This is a genomic window from Spongiactinospora gelatinilytica (genome assembly GCF_003236385.1).
In the GTDB taxonomy this organism is placed as follows: Bacteria; Actinomycetota; Actinomycetes; order Streptosporangiales; family Streptosporangiaceae; genus Spongiactinospora; species Spongiactinospora gelatinilytica.
This window is the reverse complement of the sequence record NZ_POUA01000364.1, coordinates 1-7,623: the sequence shown is the minus strand read 5'-3', so window position 1 is coordinate 7,623 and position 7,623 is coordinate 1. Positions and strand designations below refer to the sequence as shown.

7 protein-coding genes are annotated in these 7,623 nt (G+C 72.6%); 4 read left to right on the top strand and 3 right to left on the bottom strand.

Going from position 1 to position 7,623, the window contains the following annotated elements; all coding sequences use genetic code 11:
* Positions 1 to 12: 12 nt before the first annotated feature.
* From C1I98_RS31685 to C1I98_RS31675, 3 genes are all read right to left on the bottom strand, one after another.
* A complete protein-coding gene (locus tag C1I98_RS31685; RefSeq protein WP_111171043.1) occupies positions 13 to 234 on the bottom strand; it encodes a hypothetical protein in 222 nt (73 codons plus the stop codon).
* 85 nt (positions 235 to 319) lie between these two features.
* Positions 320 to 1,435 (bottom strand): PP2C family protein-serine/threonine phosphatase, encoded by a 1,116-nt coding sequence (locus C1I98_RS31680; protein ID WP_158558261.1) that lies wholly within the window; start codon positions 1,433 to 1,435, stop codon positions 320 to 322.
* A 172-nt stretch (positions 1,436 to 1,607) separates the two neighbouring features.
* Positions 1,608 to 2,501 carry a LysR family transcriptional regulator gene (locus C1I98_RS31675; RefSeq protein WP_111171041.1) on the bottom strand — a complete coding sequence of 298 codons (894 nt, stop codon included), beginning with the start codon at positions 2,499 to 2,501 and terminating at the stop codon, positions 1,608 to 1,610.
* Between the two features lie 84 nt (positions 2,502 to 2,585).
* Between C1I98_RS31675 and C1I98_RS31670 the strand changes: the two genes are divergently transcribed.
* The 4 genes from C1I98_RS31670 to C1I98_RS31655 all read left to right on the top strand — a co-directional run.
* Positions 2,586 to 3,920 carry an FAD-binding oxidoreductase gene (locus C1I98_RS31670; protein WP_111171040.1) on the top strand — a complete coding sequence of 445 codons (1,335 nt, stop codon included), beginning with the start codon at positions 2,586 to 2,588 and terminating at the stop codon, positions 3,918 to 3,920.
* 35 nt (positions 3,921 to 3,955) lie between these two features.
* Positions 3,956 to 5,566 (top strand): ABC-F family ATP-binding cassette domain-containing protein, encoded by a 1,611-nt coding sequence (locus tag C1I98_RS31665; protein ID WP_111171039.1) that lies wholly within the window; start codon positions 3,956 to 3,958, stop codon positions 5,564 to 5,566.
* Positions 5,567 to 5,692: 126 nt separating this feature from the next.
* The gene (locus C1I98_RS31660) at positions 5,693 to 6,496 is read left to right on the top strand and encodes a hypothetical protein (protein ID WP_438672125.1); all 804 of its coding nucleotides are present in this window, start codon (positions 5,693 to 5,695) and stop codon (positions 6,494 to 6,496) included.
* Positions 6,497 to 6,636: 140 nt separating this feature from the next.
* On the top strand, positions 6,637 to 7,623 hold a 987-nt coding region (locus C1I98_RS31655; RefSeq protein ID WP_267898089.1), incomplete at its 3' end, for an RNA polymerase sigma factor.

The window sequence follows — 7,623 nt, the reverse complement described above, 5'->3', positions numbered from 1 at the left end:
TCGTCTCCAACATCACCGACAGCCACGGCCGGGTGGGGCGTATTCGCAGTCGAGTTGGCTGACGTCGATGTCTCGGCCGGAGCCCCAGCCCTCGCCCTCGGTGGAGGTGTAGACGAAGGTGCACACCCGCCCGTGGCTGTCGGTGATGTTGGAGACGAAGATCTGTTCGTCGATGGCGCATCCGGCGAGGAGCAGGACTCCCGCGGCCATGATGGCGGCTCTCCAGAGCGTCATGTGATCACCCCTTCAGGCGGATGGTAAAGCCTGCCTCCGGCGGTGATCCAGCGCAGCTGGCGGGAAATCTTGGTGAACGGTGTGGTCAGGTGCGCCAGATGAGGACCAGGGCGCAGTCGTCGCGTTTGCCCGCGAGGCTCTTGGCGAGGTTGCCCGCCTCCTTGTACCCCTTGGTGACCAGGGATTCGGCCTCGCCGAGCAGGCGGTCCACGCCGCTGTCCAGGCCGAGGCGCGGGTCCCACATGCCGTCGGTGAATAGCATCAGCGCGTCCCCCTTGGCCAGTGACCCCTTTTCGGGGATCCACTCGGCGTCGTCGGTGACGCCGAGTGCGATGCCGTGGGCGTCGCTGAGGTGCCAGGTGCCGCTGCCGGGGGCCAGGCGGGCGGCCGGGGGGTGGCCCGCGCAGCGGATCGTGTAGCCGCCGGTGGACAGGTCGAGGCTGAGGTGCAGGGCGGTGACGATGCCCTCAAGTTCGGGCTGGTCGAGCAGGTAGGCGTTGGAGGCGGCCAGGAAGCGTTCGGCGGGTACGGTGCCGAGCAGGCCGCCGAGGGCTCCGGCGATCATCAGGGCCCGGCTCGCGGCGTCGGTGCCCTTGCCGGAGACGTCCACCAGGGCGACCTCCAGACGGTCGCCGGCCTGGTGGGAGAGGGTCAGGTCGGCGGAGAACAGCGACCCGGGGGCCTGACGGGTGACGGCCTTGCAGCCCCAGCCGCGCGGCAGGGGGGCGATGCGGTTGATCGTCTTGAGCCGGTCGCGCAGGTCGGCCAGCAGGCGTCCGCCGCGCATGCCGCGGATGCCGACGTTGTCGCGGTAGCTGGCCAGCCGTACGGCGAGCAGCACGACCACGGCGATCACCAGCAGCGGTACGACGTGGAGCCCGGTCGCGACCGTGCCGTGGACGACGGAGATCGCGGCGGCGGCCAGCAGCACCACCAGGCCGGGCGGGCGCAGCCGCAGGCCGCCGAACAGGATGATCGGCGCGAGGAGTACCAGCGGCGCCCACATCGGCCCGAACGCCGCCGACAGCGGCCCGACCGCCAGCGCGCCCACCACCAGGGCGATCAGGAGGAACCGCTCACTGGCCGACCCCGGCCGCCAGATCGTGAAATGTCCTGAACTCTTGGTGCCCTCTCCCGAATCAACGAAGAACGCGCGCTCCCGAGGCGTCCACACGCTGCGGAGGTGCTCGTTGACGGGCATCGGCATTGCTGTCCTTGCTTGCCGTGGACGAGACCCGCCGTGGCGGGTCGTGCGCGGAACGTGACCGTCGGTGCGCCGATCAGGCCCAGGCCAGCGCCGCGCCGGGTGGTGGCTGCCGGAGCCCGTGAGCCGCCGGGTGCGGACCGACCGGCCGGGCTCCACCGCGACGAGTCTAGCCCGCCCGCCCCCGCAGGGAAGCGACCTTCGCGCAGGCGTCGAGCAGATGGCGCACCTGCGCGGAGGGCGGTCCCGGCCGGACGGCGAGGTACGTGGTGACCCACACGCCGTCCAGCGGGCGATAGACGACGGTACGCGCGGGAGGCGGTTCGGTGTTGGCGTAGAAGACCGTCCAGGACGGCGGGCACGAGGCGATGCCGAGCAGCGTGTCGGGCAGGTTGACGAAGCGCGGGCCCGGCGGGGGATCGATGCCCGCCGCCCGGCACGCGGCCCTGACGAAGTCGTGGAAGGCCGGATCGTCCTTCCGGGCGGCCAGTCGCAGCGGCAGGTCGCCGAGCCAGGGCAGGCGCAACACAGGTTCGGCGGCGAGCGGGTGGTCGGCGGGCAGTGCCGCGAGCAGCGGGTCTGAGCAGATCGGGAGCAGTTCCAGCCCCTCGGCCTCGTCGACGAGGCGGACGGTGGCCGCGTCCAGGTCGCCCGCGCGTACGCCGGCCAGCCGTTCCGGGACGCCGATCTTGACCAGGCGGACGCGCAGCCGGGGCATGGCGGCGGCCAGCGCTTCGAGCGCGGGGTACAGCCGGTCGGCGGGGGCCTTGCCGGTGCCGAGGCGCAGCGTGGCCTCGGCGTCCTCGGCCAGCCCGGCGGCCACGTGCCTGACCCGGTCGGCCGCCGCGAGCGCCGCGCGGGCCTCGCCGAGCAGCCGTTCGCCTGCCTCGGTGAGCCGTACGTGCCTGGTCGTGCGGTCGAACAGGCGGATGCCGAGGTCTCGCTCCAGCCGGGCCACCTGCTGGCTCACGGCGGGCTGCACGATGCCGAGGCGTTCCGCCGCCCGCCCGAATCCGCCGGTTTCGGCGACCATGACGAAGTACGCGAGCTGCCGAAGCTCCAATGTCCCCCATTTATCACGGCTTGTGATGACTGTACGGGGCAAGTGCGTCTGGTTCGGCCGTCCCGTTCGCGATCGACCGGCCGCATGCCGCTCATCGACGCCCAAGGCCCGGTACTGCTGCCCGGGCAGGATGGATATGACACCGAACGCGGGGGATTCAACCGGATCGTCGATCATCGCCCCGCAGTGATCGTGGCCGCCGAGACCCCCGAGGACGTACGGCAGGCCGTACTGCACGCCGCCGCCCGCGACCTGCCGATCGCCGTCCAGGCCACCGGCCACGGACCCGTCGTGCCCGCCGACGGGGGCGTGCTGCTGAGCACCCGGCGGATGGACGGCGTGCGGATCGACCCCGCCGCCCGCACCGCGCGGATCGAGGCGGGGGTCCGCTGGGGCCGGGTCGTCGAGCCGGCCGCGAAGTACGGCCTGGCCCCGCTGAACGGCACGTCGCCCGGCGTGGGCGCGGTCTCCTACCCCCTCGGCGGCGGCCTGCCGGTGCTCGGGCGCACGTACGGCTGGGCCGTGGACCATGTGCGGTCGATCGACGTCGTCACGGCGGACGGCCGGGCGCTCACCGCGACCCCGGACACCCACGAGGACCTGTTCTGGGCGCTGCGCGGCGGCAAGGGCAACTTCAAGGTCGTCACCGCCCTGGAGATCGGCCTGGTCCCGCTCACCCATGTGTACGGCGGCGGGCTCTACCACCCCGGCGACCGCGCAGGCGAGATCCTGCACGCCTGGCGCGAATGGACGCAGGACCTCCCGGAGGAGACCAACTCGTCCGTGGCGCTGGTCCGGTTCCCCGACCTGGCGAGCATCCCCGATCACCTGCGCGGACGAGCCTTCGTCCACCTGCGCGTCGTCCACACCGGACCGGAGACCCACCCGCCGGCCGAGCTCGGTCCGCCGGTCATGGGCGCGCTCGGCGTCCGGCCGTACACGGAGGTCGGCTCGATCTGCGACGAGCCGGCCGGGCCGGTGCGGACCCAGGACCACTCCATGATGCTCCGCGAACTGCCCGCCGAGGCCGTGGACACGATCGTCGCCCACACCAGAGGCGACACCGGGCCGGTGGTCGTCGAACTGCGGCAGCTCGGCGAGGCGCTCGGCCGTACCGGGGCGGTGCCCAGCGCGACCGGGCACCGCGACGCGGCACACGCCCTCACCACGGTCACGCCCGGACCGGTGGGCACGGCCCGCGCGCTGATGGCGGCGATGCGGCCCTGGGGGACCGGGCGCGCGCTGATCAACCTGTTCAACGGACCCGACACGGCGGGGGACGCGCGCGAGGCGTACGACCCGGAGACGTACCAGCGGCTCGTGGACCTGAAAGGCGTCTACGACCCGGCGAACCTCTTCCGGGTCAACCACAACATCCCCCCGGAAAATTGGAATGCCCCCCGGCGGGCCCGGGGGTAGCCTGCGGGGAGGCGCTAGAGCAAAGGGGCGGTACCGTGTCGCACGTTGAGGTCGGGCACCTGACGTATGTCCTGCCCGACGGGCGGCCACTGCTCGACGACGTCTCCTTCCGGGTCGGCGACGGGGTCAAGGCCGCGCTGGTCGGCCCCAACGGCGCGGGCAAGACGACGCTGGTCCGGCTGATCGCCGGCGACCTCCAGCCGATCGAGGGCAGCGTGGCCGGTTCCGGCGGGCTGGGCGTGATGCGGCAGTTCATCGGCAGCATCCGCGACGGCCGCACCGTCCATGACCTGCTGCTGAGCGTCGCGCCGCCGCGCGTGCGGGAGGCGGCCGACCGGCTCGCCGCCGCCGAGCTGGTGATGATGGAGCGCGACGACGAGAAGGCCCAGTTGCGCTACGCGCAGGCGATCACCGACTACACCGACGCGGGCGGCTACGACATCGAGGTGCTCTGGGACACCTGCACGGTGGCGGCGCTCGGCGTGCCGTACGACAGGGTGCAGTACCGCGAGGTCAACACGCTGTCCGGGGGCGAGCAGAAACGGCTGGTGCTGGAGGCGCTGCTGCGCGGGCCCGACCAGGTGCTGCTGCTCGACGAGCCGGACAACTACCTCGACGTGCCCGGCAAGCTGTGGCTGGAGCAGGCGCTGCGGGAAACGCCGAAGACCGTGCTGATGGTCAGCCACGACCGTCAGTTGCTGGCCAACGCGGTGGACCGCATCATCACCGTCGAGTCGGGCAACGTCTGGGTCCACGGCGGCGGGTTCGCCGGATACGCCGAGGCCCGGCGGGAGCGCAACGAGCGTCTGGAGGAGCTGCGCCGGCGCTGGGACGAGGAGCACGCCAAGCTCAAGCGGCTGGTCGTCATGCTCAAGCAGAAGGCGAGCTACAACGACGGCATGGCCCCGGCCTACCACGCCGCGCAGACCCGGCTGCGCCGGTTCGAGGAGGCCGGGCCGCCCGAGGTGCCGCCGCGCGACCAGTTGATCAGCATGCGGCTGCGCGGCGGGCGTACCGGCAAGCGGGCGGTCGTGTGCGAGGAGCTGGAGCTGACCGGGCTGATGCGGCCGTTCGACCTGGAGATCTGGTACGGCGAGCGGGTCGCGGTGCTCGGTTCCAACGGGTCGGGCAAGTCCCACTTCCTGCGGCTGCTCGGTGGCGAGCCGGTCCGGCACACCGGGCTGGCCAAGCTCGGCGCGCGGGTCGTACCGGGCCACTTCGCGCAGACGCACGCCCGGCCCGAGCTGGTCGGCCGCACGCCCTCCGAAATCGTCATGTCCGAGCACGCCAGGCTCAGGAACGAGGCGATGAAGGCGCTGTCCCGCTACGAGCTGGCCGGTGACGTCGGCGACCAGCGTTTCGAGACGCTGTCCGGCGGGCAGCAGGCGCGGTTGCAGATCCTGCTGCTGGAGCTGTCGGGGGCGACGCTGCTGCTGCTCGACGAGCCGACCGACAACCTCGACCTGGCCAGCGCGGAGGCGTTGCAGGAGGGGCTGGACGCGTTCGACGGCACGGTGGTCGCGGTCACTCACGACCGGTGGTTCGCCGCCGACTTCGACCGGTTCCTGATCTTCGGGGCCGACGGCCGGGTCTACGAGGCCGCCGAGCCGGTGTGGGACGAGGGGCGGGTCGTCCGGCAGCGCTGAGGGGCCGCGCAACGAGCCCGCGCAACGAGCCCGCGCAACGAGCGCGCGAAGAGCCCGCGCAAAGAGTTCGTAGCCGCGCCGCGTGTCGCCGGGAGCCCGGTCCGGCTCGCGGGTTATGACCATATGGTGACGCAGCGTAGTGGTGTTTTCATCGTCGCCGGGTGCCTGGCCCTGGCGTCCCTCTCCGCGTGCGCGGGTGAGGAGCGGCCGGAGCGGCGGCTGAAGCCGCTCACGGTGCGGGAGCAGGCGTCCTCGATCGCCAAGAGCGCCGATGGCTACGTGGTGAACTGGGCCGCCGTGCTCGGCAACCAGAACCCCTGGCACTTCGGCGAGCAGGTGGTGGCCACGATCGTGGCGAGCGACGACCGGGGCGCCGAGGTCGTGCGGATGGAACAACCGCTCGACGCGGTGCCCCCGGCGGGCACGCTGGCCTTCAGCGGGCAGGCCATCGCGGCGCAGCGCCCGGTGAAGGTCCATCTCACCTACCGGCCCGCGCAGTGGAAGCCGGCCGGGCGGATCACCTCGGCCTTCCGGGCGTTCCCGGTCACGGACGTGTTCCAGCGGCGGCAGAAGAACGGCTCCTACCTGGTGACCGGGCGGGTGGGCAACCCGTACCGGCTGGCCGCGAGCAGCCTGGTGGTCACCGCGCTGCTGCGCGACCGGGCGGGCAAGCTGCTGGGCGGGGCGAGCACGTTCGTGGACGACGTGCGCTCCGACGGCAAGCCGAGGTTCATCCTCACCGTGGACAAGCCCCCCGCGGGGGTGGCCAGGGCCGAGGTCGTGGCGCGCACCTGGGGGACGACGAGCCGGCCGTACGAGGAGCTGGCGGCGGGCGGGGCGGTGCCGATGCACACCAGCAGGCCGACGACGCCGCCCTTCGAGAAAGACCGCGGCAGGCAGGAAATGCCCGGAACGGCGGGACGGCCATAGCTTTTCCGGCGATATTCCGTAAACCGGGAAATCGGCGTTATCCACGTTATCTACGTTATTTACCGGAATCTCGCGGGGAGCGCGACCAGCCTCGCTGAATCGGTAGAACAAGCAGTTACAATACGTTTACCATCCGTCACATGAGCGAACGCGTCCTGGTGGAAGCCCTGCGCGCCCGCGATCCGGGCGCCCTCGCCGTGCTCTACGACACCTATGCCGAGGACATCTACCGATTCTGTATTTTCGTCCTTGGAAGTCCGGATGGCGCACAGGTCGCCCTGCGCGACACACTGATCGCGGCCGAGGCCAACATTCACGTGCTCAGCGATCCCGCGCGGCTGCGGCTGTGGCTGCTCGCGCTGGCCAGGGTGGAGTGCGACCGGCGCGCGCTCCAGGCCGGCCACGGCGCCCCGGCCACCGCGCCGGACCCGCCGCCTGCCGCCCGCGCGCCCGCGCCCGCCCCCGGGGCCGAGCTGAGCGTCATCGCCTGGCACGCCACGTGGAGCCTGCCTGCCGCCGATCGCCGGGTGCTCGGCCTGGCCACCGGGCGCGGGCTGGGCATGGAGGAGATCGCCGAGGTCACCGGGATGGCGGCGGGTTCGGTACGCGAGGCGCACGAGGCCGCGCTGAGGCGGCTGCGCGACGCCGTGACCGCCGAGTACCTGGCCCGCAAGGGCCCCTCCGACTGCCCGCGGCGGGCGCGCATCCTGGCCGGGTTCGCGGGCGAGCCGACCCCGCAGACGCGTGAACGCCTGGTGGGCCACATCGCCCGGTGCGACGCCTGCGGGCCGCACCGGGCCAGGCAGATCTCCCCGGCCAAGGTGTTCGACCTGCTGCCCGCCACGCCGCTGCCGGAGACGCTGCGGGTGCGGGTGCTGACCTGCTTCACCGACCCCGGCCTGCTGCCCTACCGGCGATATGTGGCGCGGCGGGTGGGCATGCTCGACGCGCGCGGCTTCCCGGCCAGGGGCATCAAAGGGGGTCGCCGGCTTCCTGTCGCGGCTGCCGGGGCGGTTGCGGCGGTGGCCACGCTGATCGCGGTGGTCCACGCGTTCGGGTTCGCGGGCGAGGCGCCCGGCAGGCAGGCCGCGGCCAACGCCTCCCGGGCGGCCCCGTCCGGCGGTGGG

Bases quoted from the DNA above. Each gene is read 5' to 3' on its own strand.
- C1I98_RS31685 (WP_111171043.1), bottom strand. From the start codon at position 234: ATGACGCTCTGGAGAGCCGCCATCATGGCCGCGGGAGTCCTGCTCCTC.
- C1I98_RS31680 (WP_158558261.1), bottom strand. From the start codon at position 1,435: ATGCCCGTCAACGAGCACCTCCGCAGCGTGTGGACGCCTCGGGAGCGC.
- C1I98_RS31670 (WP_111171040.1), top strand. From the start codon at position 2,586: ATGCCGCTCATCGACGCCCAAGGCCCGGTACTGCTGCCCGGGCAGGAT.